General features: G+C 68.9%; 20 protein-coding genes. 9 read left to right on the top strand and 11 right to left on the bottom strand.

Annotation, left to right across the window (positions count from 1 at the left end; all coding sequences use genetic code 11):
* Positions 1 to 43: 43 nt before the first annotated feature.
* Positions 44 to 847 carry an enoyl-CoA hydratase/isomerase family protein gene (locus ACN8HC_RS13055; protein ID WP_490075267.1) on the bottom strand — a complete coding sequence of 268 codons (804 nt, stop codon included), beginning with the start codon at positions 845 to 847 and terminating at the stop codon, positions 44 to 46.
* Positions 848 to 1,123: 276 nt separating this feature from the next.
* Here ACN8HC_RS13055 and ACN8HC_RS13060 point away from each other — a divergent pair, with 276 nt between their 5' ends.
* The gene (locus ACN8HC_RS13060; protein WP_183322895.1) at positions 1,124 to 1,291 is read left to right on the top strand and encodes a DUF3117 domain-containing protein; all 168 of its coding nucleotides are present in this window, start codon (positions 1,124 to 1,126) and stop codon (positions 1,289 to 1,291) included.
* 69 nt (positions 1,292 to 1,360) lie between these two features.
* On the opposite strand, the gene ACN8HC_RS13065 is transcribed toward ACN8HC_RS13060, so the two are convergent.
* A complete protein-coding gene (locus ACN8HC_RS13065) occupies positions 1,361 to 1,993 on the bottom strand; it encodes an O-methyltransferase (protein WP_490075268.1) in 633 nt (210 codons plus the stop codon).
* A 203-nt stretch (positions 1,994 to 2,196) separates the two neighbouring features.
* Here ACN8HC_RS13065 and sigE point away from each other — a divergent pair, with 203 nt between their 5' ends.
* From sigE to ACN8HC_RS13080, 3 genes are all read left to right on the top strand, one after another.
* The gene (gene sigE / locus ACN8HC_RS13070; RefSeq protein WP_490075269.1) at positions 2,197 to 2,832 is read left to right on the top strand and encodes an RNA polymerase sigma factor SigE; all 636 of its coding nucleotides are present in this window, start codon (positions 2,197 to 2,199) and stop codon (positions 2,830 to 2,832) included.
* Complete coding sequence (locus tag ACN8HC_RS13075; protein WP_490075270.1) at positions 2,832 to 3,446, top strand: zf-HC2 domain-containing protein; 615 nt, start codon at positions 2,832 to 2,834, stop codon at positions 3,444 to 3,446. Before sigE ends, ACN8HC_RS13075 begins: the two co-directional genes overlap by 1 nt.
* A gap of 105 nt (positions 3,447 to 3,551) precedes the next feature.
* A complete protein-coding gene (locus ACN8HC_RS13080) occupies positions 3,552 to 3,923 on the top strand; it encodes a twin-arginine translocase TatA/TatE family subunit (protein WP_490075271.1) in 372 nt (123 codons plus the stop codon).
* Between the two features lie 467 nt (positions 3,924 to 4,390).
* Here ACN8HC_RS13080 and ACN8HC_RS13085 read toward each other — a convergent pair whose 3' ends face one another.
* From ACN8HC_RS13085 to ACN8HC_RS13100, 4 genes are all read right to left on the bottom strand, one after another.
* Positions 4,391 to 5,524, bottom strand: a complete 1,134-nt coding sequence (locus ACN8HC_RS13085; RefSeq protein WP_490075272.1) for an Mrp/NBP35 family ATP-binding protein — start codon at positions 5,522 to 5,524, stop codon at positions 4,391 to 4,393.
* A 74-nt stretch (positions 5,525 to 5,598) separates the two neighbouring features.
* Positions 5,599 to 6,168 (bottom strand): DUF1003 domain-containing protein, encoded by a 570-nt coding sequence (locus ACN8HC_RS13090; RefSeq protein WP_490075273.1) that lies wholly within the window; start codon positions 6,166 to 6,168, stop codon positions 5,599 to 5,601.
* On the bottom strand, positions 6,168 to 7,475 hold the full coding sequence (locus ACN8HC_RS13095; RefSeq protein ID WP_490075274.1) for a magnesium transporter MgtE N-terminal domain-containing protein: 1,308 nt from the start codon (positions 7,473 to 7,475) through the stop codon (positions 6,168 to 6,170). Before ACN8HC_RS13095 ends, ACN8HC_RS13090 begins: the two co-directional genes overlap by 1 nt.
* Before the next feature lie 10 nt (positions 7,476 to 7,485).
* Entirely contained in the window at positions 7,486 to 7,887 is a 402-nt protein-coding gene (locus ACN8HC_RS13100; protein ID WP_490075275.1) for a hypothetical protein, read from the bottom strand.
* Between the two features lie 199 nt (positions 7,888 to 8,086).
* On the opposite strand from ACN8HC_RS13100, the gene ACN8HC_RS13105 reads away from it, so the two are divergent.
* Positions 8,087 to 8,761, top strand: coding sequence for a L,D-transpeptidase family protein (locus ACN8HC_RS13105; RefSeq protein WP_490075276.1), 675 nt, complete (start codon positions 8,087 to 8,089; stop codon positions 8,759 to 8,761).
* Between the two features lie 136 nt (positions 8,762 to 8,897).
* Positions 8,898 to 10,286: a purine-cytosine permease family protein gene (locus tag ACN8HC_RS13110; RefSeq protein ID WP_490075277.1), complete on the top strand. Its 1,389-nt coding sequence runs from the start codon at positions 8,898 to 8,900 to the stop codon at positions 10,284 to 10,286.
* A 177-nt stretch (positions 10,287 to 10,463) separates the two neighbouring features.
* On the opposite strand, the gene ACN8HC_RS13115 is transcribed toward ACN8HC_RS13110, so the two are convergent.
* The 4 genes from ACN8HC_RS13115 to ACN8HC_RS13130 form a co-directional block, all read right to left on the bottom strand.
* Positions 10,464 to 11,972 (bottom strand): aminopeptidase P family protein, encoded by a 1,509-nt coding sequence (locus tag ACN8HC_RS13115; protein ID WP_490075278.1) that lies wholly within the window; start codon positions 11,970 to 11,972, stop codon positions 10,464 to 10,466.
* 69 nt (positions 11,973 to 12,041) lie between these two features.
* Positions 12,042 to 12,665 carry a hypothetical protein gene (locus ACN8HC_RS13120; protein WP_490075279.1) on the bottom strand — a complete coding sequence of 208 codons (624 nt, stop codon included), beginning with the start codon at positions 12,663 to 12,665 and terminating at the stop codon, positions 12,042 to 12,044.
* A 32-nt stretch (positions 12,666 to 12,697) separates the two neighbouring features.
* The gene (gene cysC, locus ACN8HC_RS13125; RefSeq protein ID WP_490075280.1) at positions 12,698 to 13,852 is read right to left on the bottom strand and encodes an adenylyl-sulfate kinase; all 1,155 of its coding nucleotides are present in this window, start codon (positions 13,850 to 13,852) and stop codon (positions 12,698 to 12,700) included.
* A gap of 11 nt (positions 13,853 to 13,863) precedes the next feature.
* Positions 13,864 to 14,709 carry an acyltransferase gene (locus ACN8HC_RS13130; RefSeq protein WP_490075281.1) on the bottom strand — a complete coding sequence of 282 codons (846 nt, stop codon included), beginning with the start codon at positions 14,707 to 14,709 and terminating at the stop codon, positions 13,864 to 13,866.
* Positions 14,710 to 14,895: 186 nt separating this feature from the next.
* Here ACN8HC_RS13130 and ACN8HC_RS13135 point away from each other — a divergent pair, with 186 nt between their 5' ends.
* The 3 genes from ACN8HC_RS13135 (at position 14,896) to ACN8HC_RS13145 (ending at position 18,884) form a co-directional block, all read left to right on the top strand.
* Complete coding sequence (locus ACN8HC_RS13135) at positions 14,896 to 15,708, top strand: CDP-alcohol phosphatidyltransferase family protein (protein ID WP_490075282.1); 813 nt, start codon at positions 14,896 to 14,898, stop codon at positions 15,706 to 15,708.
* Positions 15,705 to 17,369, top strand: a complete 1,665-nt coding sequence (locus ACN8HC_RS13140) for a CDP-glycerol glycerophosphotransferase family protein (protein WP_490075283.1) — start codon at positions 15,705 to 15,707, stop codon at positions 17,367 to 17,369. The genes ACN8HC_RS13135 and ACN8HC_RS13140 overlap by 4 nt, the downstream gene beginning before the upstream one ends.
* A gap of 114 nt (positions 17,370 to 17,483) precedes the next feature.
* Positions 17,484 to 18,884: an SDR family NAD(P)-dependent oxidoreductase gene (locus ACN8HC_RS13145; RefSeq protein WP_490075284.1), complete on the top strand. Its 1,401-nt coding sequence runs from the start codon at positions 17,484 to 17,486 to the stop codon at positions 18,882 to 18,884.
* A gap of 679 nt (positions 18,885 to 19,563) precedes the next feature.
* Here ACN8HC_RS13145 and ACN8HC_RS13150 read toward each other — a convergent pair.
* Positions 19,564 to 22,191, bottom strand: coding sequence for a CDP-glycerol glycerophosphotransferase family protein (locus tag ACN8HC_RS13150; RefSeq protein ID WP_490075285.1), 2,628 nt, complete (start codon positions 22,189 to 22,191; stop codon positions 19,564 to 19,566).
* Positions 22,192 to 22,349 lie beyond the last annotated feature (158 nt).

Consider the following 22,349-nt stretch of genomic DNA (forward strand, 5'->3'; position numbering starts at 1 on the left):
GCCGGCTCCGTTCGAGGTGATCCGCTACCGAAGCCCCGGGTCCTCAGCGTCCCTCGAAGACCGGCTGCTCCTTGGCGAGGAACGCGTCGACAGCGGCGCGGTGGTCCGCCGTCCCGCCGGTGAGGCTCATCAGCTCCGCCTCGTGCGCCAGCGATTCCGCCAACGTGTGTGTCGCGGAGAACTCCACCGCCCGCCGCACCGCGCCATACGCCTTCGTCGGGCCCTGCGCCAGCCGACCGGCCAGCTCCGCCACCGTCTGCTCGAAGCCCTCCGCCGGCACGACCTGCGTGGCCAGCCCGAGCTCCAGTGCCTCGTCGGCCCGCACGGTGCGCGGCAGCAGGAGCAACTCCTTGGCCTTGGCGACACCGACCAGTCGGGGCAACCAGAACGACGAACCCGAGTCGCTCGACAAGGCGATGCCGGTGAACGCGAGGTTGAAACCCGCGGCGGCGGACAGGATGCGCAGGTCCGCGGCGAACGCGAAGGCCGCGCCCGCACCTGCCGCGACACCGTTCACCGCGGCGATCACCGGCTTGTCCATGGTCGACAGCAGCGTGACGATCGGGTTGTAGTGCTCCGGCACGGTGGTGAACAGCGCGTCGGCGCCCTCGGCGAGCAGCCCCACGTGCTCCTTGAGGTCCTGGCCGACACAGAACGCCCGACCGGTGCCGGCCAGCACCACACAGCGCACCGCCTCGTCGTTCGCGACCTCCTGCAGCGCGGTCAGCAGTGCTTCCTTGGTCGCGAGATCGAGCGAGTTCATCGCGTCGGGGCGATTCAGCCGCACGGTGGCGACCCCACCGGCTCTCTCCGTGACGACGGACGCGGTGGCGACGGACTCGGACATGCGGTCTCCTTCTCGGGCGGTCGCTCGGGCGCGGTCCGCCGGCGCGGCGGTGGTGTGTAGGACCCGGCGAACAGCAGGGTAGTCGCGGCGACGGGTGCCCGGGCGGGCGATGCTCCTGCCGGCGGCGCCGGCGGCGTGAGGATTTCCCTCCGCGCGACAAAGACTGAAATAATGTCATCGACTGTTGGTCGCACCTGCCGGGACCCCGGCGCCGAATCACCCGCGTGGCAGTGGTGCGCCCGAAGATCTGAGCCGCGCGGACGGAAGGGGAAGCCCATGGCGGCAATGAAGCCGAGGACTGGAGACGGCCCTCTCGAGGTCACCAAGGAAGGCCGCAGCATCCTGCTGCGTATGCCGCTCGAGGGCGGTGGCCGCCTGGTGGTCGAGATGAACGCCGAGGAGGCGGAAGCCCTCGGCGCGGCCATCAAGGGCTGCATCGGCTGACCTAGGCTCCGAACGCCGAAGCGGCCGCCCACCGGATTCCGGTGGGCGGCCGCTTCGTGTCGTCGTCCGTCAGGCCTTGACGGCGGCGAGGAGGCCGTCGCCGACCGGCAGCAGGGTCGTGGTCCACTCCGGGTCGTCCCGCAGCTGCTTGCCGAGGTCGCGCAAGAGCACCGTGGTCTCGTCACGGACCGCCGGATCGGCGACCGTGTCGTGCCAGAGCATGTTGTCGATGAGCAGCAGGCCCCCGCGCCGGAGCAGCCGGCGGGCGGCGTCGATGTATGCCGGGTAGTCCGGCTTGTGCGCGTCCACGAAGACCAGGTCGTAGCCGCCGTCCGCGAGACGTCCCATCACCTGCAGCGCGTCACCGGTGATCAGGCGGGTCCGCGCGGCCGGGATGCCGGCCGCGGCATACGCCTGCCGTGCGGCGCTCTGGTGCTCCGCCTTGATGTCGATGGTGGTGAGCACCCCGTCCGGCGGCATACCGGCGAGCAGCCACAGGCCGGACGAACCGGCTCCGGTGCCGACCTCGACGACGGACCGGGCGCGGCTGGCCGCCGTGAGGAGGCGCAGGGCGGGACCAGTGCCCGGGCCGATCGGCGTGCAGCCGAGTTGCTCGCCCCGCACTCTGGCCTGCTCGACGACTTCCGGCTCGGGCACGAACTCCTCGGCATACCCCCAGCTGGCCGCCCGCTGTGATGACATGAGACCGAATCTAGTGCTTCCGCGGGTCCGTTGCCGAACCGAGACCCATCGAGTGCAACTCGCGGGTAACGATCGGCGGGTGTCGTTCGTTGTCGAGGTGGGAGCGGGTCACCGCCGCGCCGCGTCACAGCGCCGGCATAAGGACATGCTCCACAATGGCCTCGGCACGAGGTCCACCGACACGAGATGGAAGCGCGAACGCGATGACCGACCAACTGCTGCGGGGTGCAGTGAAGACCGAGGTGCCCGATGTGGCGCCCCCGGGCTGGGAGCCGCCGACCTGGGAGGAGATCGTCACCGAGCACTCGGCCCGCGTCTACCGGCTCGCCTACCGGCTCACCGGCAACGTGCACGACGCCGAGGACCTGACGCACGACGTGTTCGTGCGGGTCTTCCGGTCGCTCCACTCCTACCGGCCCGGCACCTTCGAGGGCTGGCTGCACCGGATCACCACCAACGTCTTCCTGGACAAGATGCGCCGCAAGCAGCGCATCCGCTTCGACGCGCTCGCCGACGACGCGGCCGCGCGGCTGCCCAGCCGGGACGGCAGCCCCGAGCAGTTGTATGCCGACGCGCACTTCGACGACGACATCCAGCGCGCACTGGACGCGCTGGCGCCCGATTTCCGCGCCGCCGTCGTGCTGTGTGACATCGAGGGCCTGTCCTACGAGGAGATCGCTGCGACGCTGGGCATCAAACTGGGCACGGTTCGGTCCCGCATCCACCGTGGCCGCGCTCAATTGCGTGAGGCACTGGCGCACCGCGCCCCGGAGAACCGCCCGGCAGCCCGCACCCACGTCGGCCTGCCGACCTTCACGCCCGCCGGAGCGACGCGGTGATGCCGTTCTCGCCGCGCCCCGGCCAGGTGGGGGAGAAGCTGCGTGGAGCGCAGGAGCATTTGGGCGACCGGGTCGCGGACTACGTCGACGGCATGCTCAGCGCGGACGACGAATACCGTGCCGACCTCCACTTGATGGTGTGCGAGCACTGCCGCTACGCCGTGCAGCAGGAGCGCGCGATCATCGAGCAGCTGCGCTCGGTGAGCTTCGACTGCGGCGGCCACGAACAGCTGATGGCCGGCCTGCTGTCGCTGGCGAGCTCCGAGCCGGGCGCGCCCGTCGGTGCCGCCGCGTCGCGGAAGACACCGGCCGTCGACCGTCCGGCTCCCGCGATCGTCACCTCCAGCGCTCCGCCGCAGTACCAGTCGGCGCGCAAGTCGATGGCGTGCGCGCTCTTCGCCGTCGCCGGCTGTGTCGGGGTCGCGCTCGTCGCGTCCACCGCCTCCGGTGTCGCGCAGAGCCCGGACGGCACCGGGCAGCAGGCGCCCGGCCGAGGAGCGGCGCTGGTGCGCGACGTCTCCAGCCCGCAGGTGACGCAGCGCGCCGAGTCACGCGAGTCGGTCAGCCAGCCGGTGCCGATGTTCGTGCAGGTCGCGGCGCATCCCACTCCCTGAGCCCGCGGACCGGCTCGCCGCACCCAGCCGCCGCCGCTGCACTCAGCATGTGCGGGTGCGACAATCGTCCCGCCGTGGCTTCAGCGTGAAAGGTTCGGACGCGACATGTTTGGCATCAGCGGGTGGGAGTTCCTCATTCTCATCGCGCTCGCCGCTGCCCTCATCGGTCCCGACCGGCTGCCCGAATACGTCAGCAAGCTGCGCGGCTACATCCGGCAGGCCCGCGACATGGCCGAAGGCGCCAAGTCGCAGCTGAAGGACCAGATGGGTCCGGAGTTCGAGGACATCAACTGGCGCGCCTACGACCCGCGGCAGTACGACCCGCGCAAGATCGTCCGTGAGGCGCTGTTCGACCCCGATCCGGACCCGGTCGACGATGCCCCCGACACGGAGCCGCCGGTGACCGGCGCCCCGTCATACGACCCGCACAAGTTCGACCCCGACCGCGCCACCCCTTTCGACGCCGACGCGACCTGAGGCAGGCGCGCAGAAGTCGCGACCGTCGCGAGTTGTGTGCGGGATTCTCCGGTGTGGCGCGTGGAAGTCGCGACCGTCGCGAGGCGCGCGGAAGTCGCGACTGTCGCGAGTTGGGTGCAGGGGTCTTCCGGTATGGCGCGCGGAAGTCGCGACCGTCGCGGGGCGCGCGGAAGTCGCGACTATCGCGAGTTGGGTGCAGGGGCCTTCCGGTATGGCGCACGGAAGTCGCGACCGTCGCGGGGCGCGCGGAAGTCGCGACTATCGCGAGTTGGGTGCAGGGGCCTTCCGGTATGGCGCACGGAAGTCGCGACCGTCGCGAGTTGTGTGCGGGATCCCGCGGTATGGCGTGCGGAAGTCGCGACCGTCGCGAGTTGTCTGCGGGATTTTGCGGGGCGCGTGGAAGTCGCGATCGTCGCGAGGTGCGAGCAGCGGGGCGCCGCACTCCGACGGCGTCGGGCGACGTTCGCTCAGCGGCCGGCGGGGGTGAGACCCAGCGAGCGACCGGCGAGTCCGCGAGAGCGCGTGGCCAGACCCTTGGCGATGGCGCGCAGCGCGACGGCCGCGGGGGAGTCCGGGTGACCCTGCACGACGGGAGTGCCGTCGTCGGCACCTTCGCGGAGTGACATGTCGAGCGGGATCTGCCCGAGCAGTTCGACCGGTGCGCCGATCGACCGGGTCAGCGACTCGGCGACCTGCCGGCCGCCGCCGCTGCCGAACAGCTCCTGGCGGGTGCCGTCGGGCAGCTCCATCCAGGACATGTTCTCGATGACGCCCGCGACTCGCTGCTTGGTCTGCAGCGCGATCGCGCCGGCTCGCTCGGCGACCTCGGCGGCCGCCTGCTGCGGGGTGGTCACCACGAGGATCTCGGCGTTCGGGATTAGCTGGGCCACCGAGATGGCGATGTCGCCGGTGCCCGGGGGCAGGTCGAGCAGCAGCACGTCGAGGTCACCCCAGAAGACGTCGCCGAGGAACTGCTGCAGCGCGCGGTGCAGCATCGGGCCGCGCCATACGACCGGCTGGTTGCCCGGCACGAACATGCCGATCGAGATGACCTTCACGCCCTGGCTCTCCGGAGGCAGGATCATGTCCTCGACCTGGGTCGGGCGGTTGGTGACCCCGAGCATGCGGGGCACCGAGAAGCCGTAGATGTCGGCGTCCACCACGCCGACCCGCAAGCCCGAATCGGCAAGCACGGCAGCGAGGTTCACGGTCACCGAGGACTTGCCGACGCCGCCCTTGCCGGAGGCGACGGCGTAGACGCGGGTGAGCGAACCTGGCTTGGCGAAGGGGATCTCCTTCTCCGCCTGACCGCCGCGCAACTGGTCGCGCAGCGCCGTCCGCTGCTCGTCGGACATCACCCCCAGCCGTACTTCGACGGCGGTGACACCCTCGACCTTGCCGACCGCCGCCGAGACGTCGGTCTGCAGCCGCGTCTTCATCGGGCAGCCCGCGATCGTCAGCAGCACGGTCACGGTGACCTTGCCGTCGTCGGCGACCTCGACCGACTCGACCATGTTGAGCTCGGTGATGGGGCGGTGGATCTCCGGGTCCTGCACAGTTGCCAGTGCAGCGCGAATGGCGTCCAGCGAGGGGGTGGGCATGCCTCCATGGTAGGTCGTGGCCCAGATCACCCGGCGTTCGCCCGTGGATCACTCGACGGGACCGAGCGCCCTGCTCACGCCCGTGCGGCCTCCTCGTCGGTGTCCCCCTCGGGATCCACAGAACGCAGGTAACCGCGATCCTCCATCTCCTCCAGCAGCGAGCGGAGTTCGGAACGCACGAAGTCGCGGGTCGCGGTCTCGCGCATCGCGAGTCGCAGCGACGCCACCTCGCGGGTCAGGAACTCGGTGTCGGCGAGATTGCGCTCGTCGCGCGCGCGGTCGGCCTCGAGAGTGACCCGGTCTCGGTCGTCCTGGCGGTTCTGGGCGAGCAGGATCAGCGGTGCGGCATACGACGCCTGGGTGGAGAAGAACAGGTTGAGCAGGATGAAGGGGTAGGGGTCCCACTTCAGCCCGAAGAGCCCCACCAGGTTGATCGTGATCCAGACGATGACGAAGACCGTCATCCAGACCAGGAACTGCGCGGTGCCCATGAAGCGCGCGAAGTCCTCGGCGAACCGGCCGAAGGTGTCGGAGTCCATCCGCGGGCGGGGTAGCCATCGGCGCACCGCCTCGCGCGGCTGATCCAGTCGCGCGGACTCGCGGCGGGAGCGCGCCTCGCGACGCTCCTCGTCGCGGTCCGCCATCAGACGACATCCTCGTCGGTCGCGGGGGCGTCGGACGGGCGTACGTCGTGGCGCGCCTCGCGCCAGTCGTCGGGCAGGATGTGGTCGAGGACGTCATCGACCGTCACCGCGCCGAGCAGCCGGCCGGCGTCGTCGACCACCGGCATGCTGACCAGGTTGTATGTCGCGAGCTGGCGCGTCACCTCGCCCAGGGGCGCTTCCACGCCGACCGGCTCGATCGTCTTGTCCACGATCGTGCCGACCGCCGTCTGCGGGGGTTCGCGCAGCAGTTTCTGGGTGTGCACCAGCCCGATGAACCGGCCGGTCGGGGTCTCCAACGGCGGGCGGCTGACGAAGACCGCGGACGCCAGGGCCGGCGCGAGCTCCTCGCGCCGGACGACCGCGAGCGCCTCCGCGATGGTGGCTTCCGGCCCGAGGACCACCGGCTCGGTCGTCATCAGGCCGCCGGCGGTGTTCTCGTCATAGCTCAGCAACCGGCGCAGGGGAGCCGCGTCGTCCGGCTCCATCAGCTGCAGCAACTGCTCGGCCTGCTCCGACGGCAGGTCGGACAGCAGGTCGGCCGCGTCGTCGGGTTCCATCGCCTCCAGCACGTCCGCGGCGCGCTCGGTGTCCAGCCCGGCGATGATCTCGATCTGGTCGTCCTCGGGCAGCTCCTCGAGCACGTCGGCGAGCTTGTTGTCGTCCATCGCCGCGGCGACCTCGGCGCGACGCTTGGGGGAGAGGTCGTGGATCACCTCCGCGAGGTCGGCCACCCGGAGGTCGTCATACTCCTCCAGCAGGCGTTCGGCGCTCTGCGCGCCGGCCTGCTGGTGCAGCCCGGTGACGTCGCGGGCGTCGACGAGCAGCGTCTTGCCGCTGCGCCGGCGGGTGAGCCGCGACATCGCCTTGGACGCCGACGAGATGCCGTCGACCTGCCGGACGAACACCTTGACCAGCACCCACTCGCGGCGCAGGTCCTGCTCGATCGCGATGTCTTCGACGAGGCCGGTGAATTCCTCGCCATCGTGACGCACCTGCACCCGGCGGTCGAAAAGTTCTGCCAACACGAGGGTCTCGCCAGCGCGCTGCTCGAAGCGGCGCATGTTGACCAACCCGGTGGTGATGACCGCGCCGGCGTCGACGCTCGTCACCCGTGTCATCGGGACGAAGACGCGGCGTTTGCCGGGCACCTCGATCACCAGACCGATCGCCCGAGGTTGCGAGCTGCCGAAGGTCAGGACGACATCCCGCACCCGACCGACCCGGTCCCCGAGCGGGTCCAGCACGGTGAGTCCGGCGATCCGGGCGACGAAAACTCGGCTGCTCACCTGCGAAAGGTTAGTGGGGTGAGCTGTCCTCCGGCTGCTCCGGTTCGGCGTGGCCGGTAGACAGGTCGACGGCCCAGACGGTCGCGTGCTCGGCCCAGAACGCCCGGCGATCGCCGGGCGGTGTGTTCTGCCGGGTCGCGAGCAGCGCCGTCGTCGCCGTGTCCCACTCCTCCGAGCCCGGCTCGACGCGTGTTGCCCGGGCCGGCACTGGGCCGATCGCGGCGCGAGTCTCCTTGTCGCGCAGGATGATCCGCAGGTTCTCCGGCAGTGGCGGGATCGTTTGCTCGCCGTCACCCCCGACGATGTATGCCGTCTCCCCGACCCCGGCATACCAGCAGGGCACGGTGCTGTCGGGCGCGAGGAGGAGCCACGCGACCTTCGACTTGGCCAATGCGGTCGTCACGTCTGACACGGACCCGACTGTAGCCAGTCCTGTCCAGGAAGATTTCCTGGACAGCTGGACAACCGGACCGACTGGTCAGGCGTCATACCGGCAAGCCGGTCCCGGCAGCAGGCCGCCGACGGCGCTTCGACCGGAGAAGGTCCGCTCTCGCGAGCGGGATGAAGGGACATCGGGGGATGCCATGGAAACAGTGGTGGGCCGTCGGCACATGCTTTGTGCGACGGCAGCAGCAGGTCTTGTCGGTGCGTTCGGGATCGCCGGCACCGGCACCGCAGAAGCGGCGACTCGTGCGACCGTGCAGTACGGCAGCCGCGGTCCGGACGTGGTCTACCTGCAGCAGCGGCTCAACGCCGTGAGCTACTGGTGCGGCACGGTGGACGGTGTCTTCGGAGCGCAGACGCAGCAAGCCGTCTTCGCGCTGCAGAAGGCATGGGGGCTGGTGCGGGACGGCGTCGTCGGACCGATGACGTGGGGCAGAGTCGCCTCCAACACCCGTCGGCCGGCGCGGTACGGCTACGGCTACCGGGTCGAGATCGACAAGGCGCGGCAACTGCTGCTCGTCGTCTGGGGTTCGACGGTGCGCTTCACGCTCAACACCAGCACCGGCGCGAACACGCCGTTCTACGCCTGGGGGCAGTGGTGGGACGGCCGTACGCCGAGCGGCAAGTTCGGGGTCTCCAGCCATGCCAACGGCTGGCAGACCGGGGCGCTCGGATCGATGTACAAGCCCTATTACTTCAACGGCGGCATCGCCGTCCACGGCTCGACGAGCATTCCGCCGTACAACGCGTCGCACGGGTGCTGCCGTCTGTCGATCGCCGCGCAGGACATGCTGATTCGGTCCGGCTGTCTGGTCAACGGTCGGCAGGTCTACGTGTATTGACCGACCGGCTCCGGGTCACCAGGAAGCCGAAGACCGGGTAGCACTACCTTGGGGGTGCGGTCAGCAGGGTGGCCGCGAACCGGCGATCCGGCGATCGTCGTGGTGAACACTTCGATCTTCGCCGGAGAAGGACGTCATGAGAGCTGCCGAGGCAGACCGGCCGGCGGAACCGGGGACGGCGGGTCCGGAACTGCTGTCGATCGACCCGGTCCCGGTCGACGAGCGACACGGACGGGTCCGCGACCAGTTCACGATGTGGTTCGGGTTGAACGCCAACATTTTCGTGGTGGTGCTCGGCGGCCTCCTCGTCGTCATCGGGCTGCCGTTGCTGTGGGCGGCGACGGCGATCGTGGTCGGTGTGGTGCTGGGGCTGCTCCTGGTCGGTTTCCACGCCATCCAGGGTCCGCGGCTCGGCGTGCCGCAGATGATCCAGAGTCGCGCCCAGTTCGGCTTCTACGGCGCGGTGCTGGTCTTCGCCGCCTCGATCGTGCTCGACTTCGGCTTCCTGGCGGCCCAACTGGTGATCCAGGCGCAGGCGCTCCACCTGCTGATCGGCTCGGTCAGCATCCCGGCCTGGATCGCCCTCATCGCCATACCGGTCCTGATCATCACGATCTTCGGCCACGACTGGCTGCACCGCTGGCAGCGCTGGATGACGGTGGTGCTCGCGCTGACGTTCGCGATCCTGTGGGTCCGCGCGCTCCTCCGCGGCGGGCCGACCGGCATGGCCGCGTCGACCGGGTTCCCGTCCCTGGCCATCTTCATGGCCGGCACCAGCATGTTCGTGATCAGCGTGGTCAGCTGGGCGCCATACGTCTCCGACTATTCGCGGTACCTGCCCGAGACGGTCTCCCGCACCAAGACCTTCTGGGCGGTGTTCGCCGGCGCGGCGATCCCGCAGATCGGCTGCGCGGTGCTCGGCGCCTACCTGACCAGCCTGCTGCCGCACGCCGATTCGACGATCGGCGCGATCGCCGACGTCGGCGGCCGCTGGATGCTGCTGGTGATGGCGCTCAGCCTGATCGGGTCCGACGTCGCGAACGCCTACACCGGCATGCTCGCGGTGGTCAGCATCGTCAGCTGCTTCCGGACGGTCCGCAGATCGATCGCCTTGCGGGTCCTCGGGTCGGTGCTCCTCGTGGCGGCCGGGACACTGTGCGCGCTGCTCGGCTATCGCGAGTTCGTCGACAACCTGTCGAACTTCCTCAACGTGCTGCTCTACGTCTTCATCCCGTGGAGCGCGATCAACCTCACCGACTACTACTTCATCCGGCACGGACGGTATGACGTGGAGTCGTTCTTCACCCCGGACCGCAGCTATCCGGGTTTCATCTGGCCCGGGCTCGTCGCCTACCTGCTCGCCGTACTCGTCCAGCTGCCGTTCATCGACCAGACCTATTTCACCGGGCCGCTGGTCGGTGCCCTCGGACACGTGGACGTCTCCTGGATCGTCGGGGGAGTCGCCGGCATCCTCTTCTACCTGCTGGCGCTGCGGGTCAGCCCTCGAGTGGCCGCGGCCAGGTAACGAAACGGACACGGATGGCAGCCGGCCGCAACAAAGCCGGCGGCTGCGTCGTCATACCGGTATCAGCACATCGGGGGACTCGCCTCCGGTTCGGGGACCGGAGATTCGGGGGACGAACGGCGGGTGCCGACGCAGCGTGAGCGCGTCGGCACCCGCCGATCGCATGTCCGTGGCGACTCAGTGCTGGGCGCCGGAGCTCACTCGCGCCATCCACGCCTCGACGTCCTCGAGCTTGCTCGGGATGGCGGCGGACAGCACCTCGTGGCCTTCCTCGGTCACCAGCACGTCGTCCTCGATCCGCACGCCGATGCCGCGCAGCTCCTGCGGGACCAGCTCGTCGTCGGCCTTGAAGTAGAGGCCAGGCTCTACGGTCAGGATCATGCCCGGCTTGAGCTCGGCGTCCATGTAGTCCTCGCGCAGCGCCAGCGCACAGTCGTGCACGTCGATGCCGAGGTGGTGGCTCGTGCCGTGGACCATCCAGCGCCGGTGGAACTGGCCCTTCTCCTTGTCGAGCGTCGCCTCGACGTCGACACCGTCCGGCAGCAGACCCCACTCGTGCAGGTGCTCGGCGATGACCCGGATCGCGGCCGCGTGGATGTCGGAGAACTTGTTGCCCGGCTTGACCGCGGCGATGCCGGCCTGTTGGGCGGCATACACCGCTTCGTAGACCTTGCGCTGCTGCTCGCTGTAGTCGCCGTCGACCGGCAGGGTGCGGGTGATGTCGGCGGTGTAGAGGGAGTCGACCTCGACCCCGGCGTCGAGCAGCACCAGGTCGTCCTCGTGCACGTCGCCGGTGTTCTTGATCCAGTGCAGCGTGTTGGCGTGATCGCCTGCCGCACAGATGGAGTCGTAGCCCACCCCGTTGCCACGGTGCCGGGCGTGCAGGCCGAAGACACCCTCGACCCAGCGCTCGCCGCGACCCCGCCGGACGGCCTCCGCGAGTTCGGCGATGACGGCCTCGAAGCCTTCCGCAGTGGCCGCGACGGCCAGCCGCATCTGCTCGATCTCGTAGTCGTCCTTGACCAGCCGGAGCGTGGACAGGAAACGGGCCAGCTCCTCGTCTGCCTCGGTGCGCTGCTCCACAGCGCCTTCGGCCTCCGTCTCGCTGGTGCGGGCCTTCTCGACAGTCGCGGTCACGTCGGGGTCGGCGTCCCGCACCACGCGGACGCCGATCTCACCGGCGTCCTTGGCGACGGCGTCGGCGAACTCGTCGATGTGCCGGGCGGTGACGCCCAGCTCCGCCTCGACGTCCTCGAGCGTCGGCCGGCGCCCGACCCAGAACTCGCCATACCGCGCGTCGGCGAAGAACTCCTCGGTGTCCCGACCCGCCAGGGGCCGGAAGAACAGCACGGCGTCGTGCCCGCCGCCCTCCCTCGGCTCGAGCACGAGCACGGCGTCCGGCTCACGGTCCGCGCCGAGCCCGGTGAGGTGGGCGAACGCCGAGTGCGGCCGGAAGACATAGTCGGTGTCGTTGCTGCGGACCTTCAACCCACCGGCGGGTATGACGAGCCGCTCCCCGGGGAAGGCGTCCGACACGGCCGCACGGCGTCGCGCCGCGTGCTCGGCGACCTCCGCGCGAGCCGGCCGCTCGTCACTGCGCGGAGCCCAGCCGGAGCTGATGAACTTGCGGAACGCCTCCGGGGACGGCTGGCTGCGGGACTGCGACTTCTGCTGCTTCTCACTCACGTCCGCCATCGTCGCACGCGACCGGCCGTTCGGCAGCACGACCGTGGCCGGGCCGGAGCAGGACAGGCGTCAGCTCCGCTGCCAGGCCCAGGTGGACAGGATCGCGCCGAGCGCCTGGTCGGCGGCCGCCGAGGCCGCGGAGGTGGCGGCACTGGTCATGGTGAGCGAATAGACGTGCTCGCGGTAGACCACGAAGAACTGCGTCTGGGTGAACTTCGTGCCCTGAGCCGTCCGGGTGAAGGTGTAGCCGCTCGCCGGCAGGCCGCCGATGGTGCGCTCCGGCCGGTCCGTGACCCGCACCCCCTGTTGCCGCCACGCGATCTCCGCCTGGGACACGACATCGTCCAGCGCCGGCACGGGTTGCGGGCTCTGCACGACCACGTCGAAGTTGGTGTCTACCTTGTCCTGCGGCGAGGGCGCCTTGATCGCCAACGTCGCCGGCTTGGCGTCGAACTTCTTCCACCCGGTCGGCGCGACCACGGAGAACGACTTGTCACCGCTGGTGATGCTGCCGGCCGCGGCCGAGGTGCTCGGCGTCGGCGTCGGGGCGGCGGTGACCGTCGTCGGGACCGAGATCTGGCTGCTGCTGGATGACGTCGCCGGGTGCGCCGGCGACGAGCACGCGGTGACGCCGGCGAGGACCACGCAGGCGGCGGCAACGGTGATCGAGCGTGACGACATCGAGGCAGTCATGTCGGGCGATCCTAGCGACCGGGCCAGGACGGTCAGAGGCCACGCCGGTCCAGCAGGCGGAGCACCTCGTCTCGTGCCTCGGGGATGGTCAAGTGCGTCGTGTCGAGTACGAGATCGGCGTCCGCGGGCGGTTCGTACGGTGCGCTGATGCCGGTGAACAACGGAATCTCGCCGCGCCGCGCCTTGGCATACAGGCCCTTGCGGTCCCGGCGCTCGCACTCCTCGACCGGAGTCGAGATGTGCACGAGCACCAGCGAGCCGCCGCGTTCGGTCACCATCCGGCGTACCTCCTGCCGGGTGCTGTCGTATGGCGCGATCGGACTGCAGATCGCGAGACCGCCGTGGTGCGCGATCTCGGCTGCCACCCAGCCGATCCGCCGGATGTTGGTCTCCCGGTCGGCGGCCGAGAAGCCGAGACCGGCCGACAGGTTGCGGCGCACGACGTCGCCGTCCAGCAGCGTGGTGGGCCGCCCGCTGCGTTCGAGAACGGCATTGCGCACCGCGCGCGCGACGGTGGACTTGCCGGAGCCCGACAGCCCGGTGAAGAACAGCACCGCTCCGGCAGGCGACGGTTCGCCGGCCGTGGCGTCCACGGACGGCAACCGCTCCGCCGCCTGCGCGCTGTAGGCGTCGACGACGGACGCGAACAGCGCCGGCTCCGCTGCTGCACGGGCGGCACTGACCGGCACGGCCACCACCCGGGTGCCGGCGCGCTGCGTGCTGACCGCGAGCGCGGAGCGGATGACCGCGAGCGTTGCCGCGCTGGGTTCGACGGACGGCGCGGCCGGCACCAGCAGTGCCAGTGGGGTGTCACCGAAGCGGTCGAGCTCGGCCGCCTCCAGCGGACGCTCGACGACCACTGCGGTCGAGCCGTCGGTGCGCGCCTCTCGTCGTACCTCGTCCGGAGCGAGGTAGAGCTGCTCGAACGGCCGGGTGGACACCGCTGCCAGCCAGACTGGTTCGTCAGTGAGGACGAGGTCATCGCCGTCCACCGCCGGGTTGTCGACGCGAGCCAGCGGGACGCCCTCCGGGTCCACCAGTTCGAGCGCGCCGCCGGTCGGCGCCCCGGGCAGGTCCAGCCGCCACGGGTGCTCCGGGTCGACGCGGACGGCACCGCTGCGGAGCAGCAGAAGGTCGTCGAGGGTGTCCAGGGGCGGGCAGAGCTGGGTCGCCGTCTGTGCAGGCATGCGGTCAGTCCTCACTGTCGGCGTCGCCGGCCGCCGGTCAACGTCCTGCGCACCCGCCCGGCGAGGCGGCGCGCCCGGCTGCGCTTCGAGCGCGTGCTCGCCGGCACCGTCGGCGGCGCCGGAGTCATCGTCTCAGGTCTGCCTGGGATCGCGGTGCCCAACGGTCCGTCGCCCGGTTCGGTGAGCCGCCAGTAGTTCGACTTCTCCACCGTCGACGCATCGGGTTTGTAGAACGGCTTGGTCAGGCCGAGGTGGGGTCGTTCCCAGGCGATGTCCTTGCGGACCACCTTCGCCGGGGAGCCGACCGCGATGACGTTGTTCGGCACGCTGCGAGTCACGGTGCTGTTCGCACCCACGACGGTGCCCTCACCGATCTCCACGCCGGCGAGGACGATGGCACGCGATCCCAGCCAGGTGTGTGCCCCGATTCGGATGGAGCCGGCGAGATTGACCCGCTTGCCGCTGCGGACGTCGAAGATGGGGTGACCGTCGTCGGCGCGTACCTCGTTGTGACTGGCGAACATCGTGTCGTCGCCGATCTCGACGGTGACGCCCTCGACCGCGGAGACGATCACCCCGGACGTCGAGGAGACATCGTCGCCGATCCGGACCACGGCGTCCTCGCCGATGCGAACGCCGCCGGTGAAGGTGCGCTTCTTGGGGTTGGCGCCCAGCTCGAAAGTGCCGTTGTTGCTGTTGAAATCGATCCGAAGGTTCCGCGCATTCGCGTCCGGGTGCACTCGTGCGACGTTGTTGCCGCCCCGAAACGTGATCTTCACCGAGTCCGACGCCGGCCCGGTGTATTCGATGCGGTTGCCCCTGTCATCTGCATACGGTGCAAGTGGAACGGTTTTCATGAAGTCACCAGACGTGGTCGGTTGTAGTGGTCGCTGTCAGAACTCTCCCGCCAATTTAACCGTCAACTTTCAGCCGCTGTCATGGCTGGGTGCACCCGACACCGACCACCGGCCCGCCGCAGCCGGCGCGGTCTGCGCGCGTGCCCACCTGAGACAATCGCGTCGGAAACCAGCGGGAGGAGCCCTGTGAACGCTCAGCATCATCGGCCGACCATCGGCGAGTTGCGGCAGGTGTGCCAGCCGCCGTCGGTACGCGGTCGGCAGAACGCCGAGCACTGGTCGGGGTTCTATATGCGGGACCTGTCGATCCACCTGACCCGGCAACTGGTGCCGACGCGAATGACGCCGAATGGAGTGACCGGGGTCATGATCGTGTGCGGGTGGTGCATCGGTGCTGCGTTGCTGATCCCCGGCATCTGGGGTCCGATCCTGGCGGTCGTCTTCGGACAGTTACAGATGTACCTCGACGCGGTGGACGGCGAGCTGGCCCGCTGGCGGCAGCGGTTCAGCCCGGCGGGCATCTTCCTGGACCGGGTGGCGCACTACACCACCGAAGGGTTCGTCGGTCTGGCTCTCGGGCTGCGGGCCGCCGGCGTCGTCGGTGGTCATCCCGCCGGCGTGGACCCGTGGCAGTACGCCTTCCTCGGCGCGATCCTGATGGCCGGGATTCTGGTCAACAAGTCGCTGAACGACTTGGTGCACGTCGCGCGTGCCATCTCCGGGCTGGACCGGCTGCCCGACACTGCGGAGGCCAAGGCGGTGCCGACAACCAGCCTGATCGGTATGGCGCGCAAGGCCTTCCGCTTCCTACCCTTTCACCGGATCTTCCACTCCGTCGATCTCGGGCTGATCTCGCTCGGCCTGGGCGTCATCGGGTTGATCCTCGGCGACGACCAGCAGGTCTTCCGTGTGGCCGTCACCGTGCTGGCGGTCCTGGTGTGGCTGGCGGTGGTCGGCCACTTCGCGGCGATCATGGCGTCCTCCAGGGTGAAGGCGTGATCGCGGCCGTTCGTCGGCTCGCCGGGTCGATCCTCGGTGTGCTCGTGCTGGTCGCGCTCGCTGCGGTCACTGCGGCACTCGCCGTCTGGCCCGCCCCTGGTGTGTTGGTCGGCGTCCTCGCCTTGCTGCTGGTCACCGCCGGCGCCGGGATCGGCCACCGTCGACCGGGCCCGGTGATCACGGCGACCGCGCTGGTAGCCGTCCTTTCGTGTGCACTCGGACTCCGGGCGCAGGGCGCATCGACCGGTTGGGTGGCGCTGACCGTCGGAGCGGCGGTCGCCGTCGGTCTGGCGCAGGGTCCGATACACCAGCGCGTCGTGCAACGGGTGCGCGCCGTCAACCTCCCCGGCGTGCCGAGCGACCCGAGGCCGGTGGAGCCGGGCCCGCTGTCCCCGGTGGTGCCGGGTGCCGGGTTGGCGCTGGCGGTGCTGCTGATCGCCGCCTCATGGTCTCGGGTTCCGTGGTTCGCCGGCCTGCTCGTCCTGCTGCTCGTGCTCGCCGGGCTGGTCATCTGCGGGCGCCGGTTGCGCTCCGCCATACACGCTCGCCGGGACGGGAGTGTCGATCACGCGGTCACCCGCGCGCTCGAGCAGTACGCTCCGCAATTCCTCGTGTATTTCAGCGGTCCGGTCGACGGGGATTATCAGGTGCGGATGTGGCTGCCCTATCTGGAACAACTGGGGGTGCCGTTCGCGATCCTGGCCCGCAACCCCGACATGTTGCCACGAGCGGCCGCCCTCACGGATGTGCCGTTGATCGCCTGCCCACGGGTCACCGGACTCGACGCCTGCATGGTGCCGAGCGTCCGAGCCGTCTTCTACGTCAACATTCACGGCGACACCGCGGACGGCGTCCGTTACCTGGACCGCACGCACGTTCACCTCAACCACGGTGATTCGGACAAGCCGTCCAGCTATCACCCGATCTTTGCGATGTTCGACCGCAACTTCGTCGCGGGGCAGGCTGCGATCGACCGGTTCGCAAAGCACGGCGTGGCGATGCCCGCCGACAAGTTCGTGGTCGTCGGTCGACCGCAGGTGGCCGCGGTGGCCGAACGCAACGTCGACCCGGTGCCCGGCAGGTGCACGGTGCTCTACGCGCCGACCTGGCAGTCCGGTATGCGTGAGATGAGCCTGAGTTCGGTGGAGTATGGCGAACGGATCGTCCGCGCCCTCCTCGACGGCGGTGCCCGGGTCGTGTTCCGGCCGCATCCGTTGTCGCGTGGGCAGCGTCGTGCTGCCGACACCATCGCACGGATCGATGAGCTGCTCGCGTCCGCCGCGACAACGGAGTGCCCTCACCTGACGAGTTCACAGGCCCTCGCCGAGGGGATCGTCGACAACTTCAACCGGTCGGACGCCATGGTGTCGGACATCTCGAGCGTCGCCTCCGATTACCTGGCGTCGTGCAAACCGCTGGCGGTGGTGTTGCCCGCCGGCACTGGGAAGCTCGTGGACGCCGAGGACTACCCGATGCTGCGCGCCGCCTATCTGCTCGATCTGGGGGGCGATCTCGAGGGCAGCGGTCTGGCAGCCGTGCTCGGCACCGGCGCCGACCCGCTGGCGCCCGTCCGACGTGACTTGCGCTCGTACTATCTCGGGGACCAACCGGACAGCGTCCAGGCGTTCCTGCAGGCTGCCCGCGACGCCCTGCGCGGCTGAACCCGGACCGGATTGTCGGTCGATCGCCCTTGTAAACTCGCGTCCAGCCACGATCCGGATGCCGCGCTGGCAAGGCTTCCCGGTGTCAACGAAACGCTACGAGGGAGTGACCGCGTGAAGACCTACGGAGTTGTGCTGGCTGGTGGGGTAGGGGCACGGCTAGGGCTCAGTGTGCCCAAGCAGATGGTCAAGGTGTCCGGCAAGACCATCCTGGAGCACACCGTCGCGGCGCTGCACGACTCCGCCGTCATCGACGAGATGATCGTGATGGTCACCCCCGGCTGGGCGGAGAAGACCGCCACGATCCTGGGGGACAAATACCCCAAGGTCTCCCGGATCCTGGACGGCGGGGCAACGCGCAACGAGACCACCATGCGGGTGCTCGGTGCGATCGAGGAGGAAGAAGCCAAGCTTCTGCTCCACGATGCCGTGCGGCCCCTCGTCGACGCCCGCATCCTCAAGGACTGCGCCTCCGCCCTCGACAGCTACAACGCCGTGGACGTCGTCATCCCGTCCGCCGACACGATCGTGGCGGTCGACGAGGACGAGATCATCACGCACATCCCGGACCGCGCCTTCTTACGCCGCGGCCAGACCCCGCAGGGCTTCAAGCTGTCGGTGCTGCGGGCGGCATACGAGCTCGCGGCCGAGGACCCCTACTTCTCGGCGACCGACGACTGCGGTGTGGTGATCAAGTACCTGCCCGACGTCAAGACCAAGACGATCCTCGGCTCGGACCGCAACATGAAGGTCACCTACCCGCTCGACATGTACATCGTCGACAAGTTCTTCCAGCTGGGCACGCAGGACGCTCCGCTGCCCGAGGGCGACCTGAAGGAGTTCTTCTCCGGCAAGACGATCGTGATCCTGGGCGGCAGTTACGGCATCGGCGCCGAGATCGGCCGGCTCGCCCGCACCTACGGGGCGACGGTCGTCGCACACGGACGGTCCACCACCGGCCTGCATGTGGAGGACGCCGACCAGATCGCGGACGCCTTCGAGGCGACCGCCCGCGAGCACGGTCAGATCGACGCGGTCGTCCTGACCGCCGGGGTGCTGCAGATGGGCCGGCTGGCGGACGCCAGCCCGGAGGATGTCGCCAAGGTGATCGACGTCAACTACATGGCGCCGGTCAATGTCGCGCGCGCGGCATACCCCTACCTGAAGAAGTCCGGCGGTCACCTGCTCAACTTCACGTCGTCGTCATACACCCGGGGCCGGGAGAACTACGCGCTCTACTCCTCGACCAAGGCGGCCGTGGTCAACCTGACTCAGGCGCTCTCCGAGGAATGGTCGGCGGACAACATCAAGGTCAACGTCATCAACCCCGAGCGTGCCGCGACCCCGATGCGGCTCGCCGCGTTCGGTGAGGAGCCGCCCGGCACCCTGCTGTCCGCGGAGCAGGTCGCGGAGTCGTCGCTCGCCGTGCTGGCGTCCGAGCTGACCGGCGCGGTCATCGACGTCCGCCGTACGCTGCCCGCGGCCCAGACGGGCTCCCCCGAAACCAGGGAGTAGCCCGTCGCCGCATCCTGCGGCATGTTGATCGGCCAGGTGCCCAGTGCGACACTTGGCGCAGCACTGGAAAACCCCCAGAAGCACCAGCTGACTTTCCCCGTGGCGCTTCGTCCGACCTGAAACCCGGTGTGACATGCTACGTCGTCGTCGCCGACGTGTGCTCGCCGTTTCGACGGGGACACTGGCCGTGGTGACACTCGCGGTTGCGTCGACAGCGGGCGCATCGAACTCTCCGGCTGATTCCGTGCACTCGGCTCTGACCGCCGTTCAGATCGCACGGGCGCGGCGGGCATTGATGCTCATTGCCACGCAGTCCGACCCATCGGCTCCAAGGAGCACCCCGCGCGAGACCGGAGCGTGGCCATCCAACATCAGCTCGGGCAGCGCGTTCGGGACCGACCGAGGAACGGCTGACACCGCGATGGGGGAGCCGGGCGCAGCGCCGGCCTCGGACGACTCGCGGCCGGTGGTCTGCGCCGAAGCGCAAGGACAGTTCTCAACCGCGGGCCAGTCACACCCGAGAGGAGCGGTCGCGCAGGTCTTCTCCTACGCCGTTCTGTGTTTCGACGCGTCCAGTGGAGACATTCTCGACACCGGATTCGACAATCACGCCGTGACCGGTAACTTCACAAACCGCGTCGCACTCGATGTCACCGATCCGATCAGGTGAGAGCCGAGCTCAAACGCGGAACTTCGTCTCGATGACCTGGGTGATCCGGTGGGCCGACTTGCCGTCCGCGAGGGGCAGTGTGCGGGCGAGCCGGTCCTGGTAGAGCTGCGGCCATGCCGAATCCGGGTCGGCATACGCCTCGGTCGTCAGCCGCGCGGCATCGTCCAGTCCCGTCGCGATCGGCCCGAAGCCGTGCTTCTCGTAGTCCCAGTAGCCCGGCAGGTAGGTGTGTGAACCGTTGAGGAACGCGTCCTGGTCGAACTGGAAGTAGACGATGCGTGACTTCGCCAGCGCCGCATCGAAGAAGATCGACGAGTAGTCGGTGACGGTGACCCGAGCCCTCGCCATCAGTTCGTGGATGTCCGGCGTCGAATCGATCACCGTGACGTAGTCGGGATAGGTCACCTCCGGGGTCGTTCCCCGGAAATTCGGATGGGGCAGGTAGACGATCTCCGCGCCTTGCTCGTCGACCAGCTGGCGCAGCGCCGGGTGGCTGAGCAGCCCGAACCAGTTGCGGCCGTAGTCGGTCTGCAGGAACGGGTCACGCAGTTTGCGACGTGCCGCGAAGGACGGCTTGGGCAGGAAGAGACTGTTGCGCCAGGTCGGTGCGATCAGCACCATCGATCGCTTGTCATAGGGGTGTGCTTCCGCGATCCGCAGGATTGCGTCGTGCCGCGGGAAGCCGGTCATGACCACGCTGTCCGAAGTCAGCCGGTAGGAGCCGCCGTCGGCGACGATCGACTCGTGCTCGTCGACGCTCGCGGTCGTGAGCAGGTCGATGTCCTTACCGTTGAACCAGTGCGCCAGGTCGTGTTGGAGCACTCCGTGCTGCAGGTAGATGAAGCGCCACGGACGTCGCTTGCCCGGGTAGAAGTCGGTCGGGACCGGTTCGATTGCCTCGACGTCCAGTTGGGACGAGGCAACGATCGAGGCGCACTGCAGCGCGGCTTGATGCTCGATGCTGCGATAGCCGATCAGCCGGAAGCCGCGCTCCTTCAGCCGCCGCCACTCCGGGGTGCCCCTCTTGACCACGAACCACGCGTTGATGTCCGGTCGCTCCGCGCGCAGGTATTCGTAGAGGTATTCGCCGTTGTCGTGCCCGGATCCGACGCGGTCCATGATCAGCCAGGCGCCGGCGAACTTGTCCCGGATCTGCGGGGTTTTGGCCAGGTTGCGGATGAAGGTGCGGTAGCGCCGCTTGCGTAGCGCAACACCTTTCCGGGTCGCCGTGGGCGCGTCGATCGGCGACTTCTTGGTGAAGCACACCATCTCGGCGATGCCGCGGCTGGCCAGCTGCCGCCATACGGGTATGGCGCCGGCGGTGCCCTCGCTCGCCAGTCGTGCCGAGGCGGCTGTCGCCTCGGAAGATCCCAGGTAGTAGCTGCCGTACTGAAGTGGCTGGCGCACACCGTCCAACGTCAGGCTGATGTCCGGCAGTTCGGGTACGCGGATGATCCGCTCGTGCATCAGTTCCTGGCCGAAGTAGTCCAGTTTGCGCGTCTTGGCAGCGATCGGAGTGACCGGCTGCACGTCGCTCTTGATCAGCTCGGTAGGGCGGTCACCCTGGTACAGATAGCAAATCTCGAACGAGCCGGGGACGTTCTTGGAGACGCGGACCGTGCCCGAGGTGGGCAGCAAGTTGCCGGACAGGGTGAGCATCAGGGCGCGCACCTCCGCCGAGATCGGCGTGATCCGGTAGTTGATGATCGCGGAGTCGTCGAAGTAGCCCAGGATCTCCCGCAGCAAGGCAATGATCCGCGCCTGCTCGGTTTTGGTAAGATGGGTGGCCTTGCGGTCGCGGTTCATCTCCCGCGGGAGGAACCAGCCGAGGTCGTAGAGGATGACGTATTCGAGCCACCGGGGGACGTCGCCCATAGACCGCGCCAGCTCCAGCAGCGGGAGGTAACCGCGGGTGAATCGGCCGAAGTAGAAGTCGGTGTTGGTCTGGTAGGTGTCGGCCGCGGAGGTACCGTCACCGCGTCGACGGTAGTAGTAGATGGACTTCGACAGCGGCGCCACCATCGCCTTGGGCGCGCGCAGGAGGTAGGTCGAGGCGAAGACGGCGTCCTCGGCGACCCGGAGGCCGTCGACGAACGCGATGTCGTGCTCGCGGATGAGATCCAGCCGGAAGAATGCCGAGGCGGCCTGGGTCTGGATGAACTCAGGACGCTGCCGCAGGTCCACGAGCGACACGTTGCCCTGGAACTTCTTGCGCAGCGGGTGCATGTCACGGCGTTCCCCGCTGAACTCCTCGTAGCGCCATACGTTGGCGCTGAGCAACGCCACGTCGGGGCCCGCCGTGCGCAGCGCGGTGGCCGCGTTGGCGAAGTAGGCGTCGCTGAGCAGGTCGTCGGAGTCGGGAAAGGTGATCCAGTCGCCGGTTGCAGCGATGATCCCGGTGTTACGGGCCCGGGATACGCCACCGTTTTCCTGATGGATGACCTGACCGGTGGCGCCGGAGCGGTCCAGCCAGGCCTGGGCGATCTCGGCGGACGCGTCGTCGGAGCCGTCATCGACGAAGATGAACTCGAGCTCGTAGTCGCCGGGCCGCTGCGAGTCGAAGCAATCGAGCAACTCGCTGAGGTACTTCTCGGTGCGGAACAACGGCACGACGACGCTGAACTTCGAGCGGCCCATACTCAACAGTTTCTCGCTTTCCAGTGTGCGATCGGCCGGCCGGTCGGCTGACGCGCGCACAGATTACCGTGGGCTCATCCGGCCGCTGAAATCCGTCGGCGCGTTCGATGTCCCCCGGTCGTACTTCTGCGCGAAACGAGGAGTCTTGTCACAGCCGG

Source organism: Flexivirga sp. YIM B11880 (genome assembly GCF_058148645.1).